The sequence below is a fragment of the Vibrio ouci genome (genome assembly GCF_004551525.1).
Classification (GTDB): Bacteria; Pseudomonadota; Gammaproteobacteria; order Enterobacterales; family Vibrionaceae; genus Vibrio; species Vibrio ouci.
In genome coordinates, this window is the sequence record NZ_SATR01000291.1 from 1 (window position 1) to 632 (window position 632).

At 42.9% G+C, this 632-nt stretch carries 1 protein-coding gene; it reads left to right on the forward strand.

Going from position 1 to position 632, the window contains the following annotated elements; translation table 11 throughout:
• Window positions 1-23 precede the first annotated feature (23 nt).
• Window positions 24-515 carry a GNAT family N-acetyltransferase gene (locus tag ELS82_RS25680; protein WP_134837839.1) on the forward strand — a complete coding sequence of 164 codons (492 nt, stop codon included), beginning with the start codon at window positions 24-26 and terminating at the stop codon, window positions 513-515.
• The last annotated feature ends 117 nt before the right edge of the window (window positions 516-632 follow it).

A 632-nucleotide genomic window follows, 5' to 3' on the forward strand; every position in this document is an offset into this window, starting at 1 on the left:
GGCGTTATGTGCTTAGGAGTAAAATGGAAATTACGAAAGCGAAAGTAGGTCATCAAGACCAGTTTAAAGACTACGTTGAGTCCTGTATTGCTGATGGCTTAGAGCTTTATGAAGAAGCAAAAACTGACAGTAGTGCGTATCTAAAGAAGAGAATCGCATACTCTAAAGGTTTAGGGTTGCCTGACGGTTGGGCTCCAATAACAACTTATTTTTGTATGGAGTCAGGTGTAATTCTCGGGTCAATCAGAGTTCGACACGGTACAAACGAGTACATTGAAAATGTCATAGGTCATATTGGTTATGAAACCAAACCGACAGCTCGTGGTAAAGGGGTCGCCTCATTTCTTCTCGCTTGGGTTCGTGACAATGTTGTATCTGACTCAGCTATTGTGACCTGTTCAATCGAAAACTCAGCATCACAAAAGGTCATCGAAAACTGTGGTGGTGTCTATTTGGGCAACTACACAGATGAAAGTGAAGGTACAGTAAGGCGCTACCGTTTGGTACGCACATAACAAACTGTTTAAGAGTGATTCGCAACGCGTGGCATTTTTACTATGCGTTGCGTTTAGTGTTTAAGTTGGTATGCGGCGGCTTTAGTATTGCGTTGCTCACACCTTAACAGGGCGTTA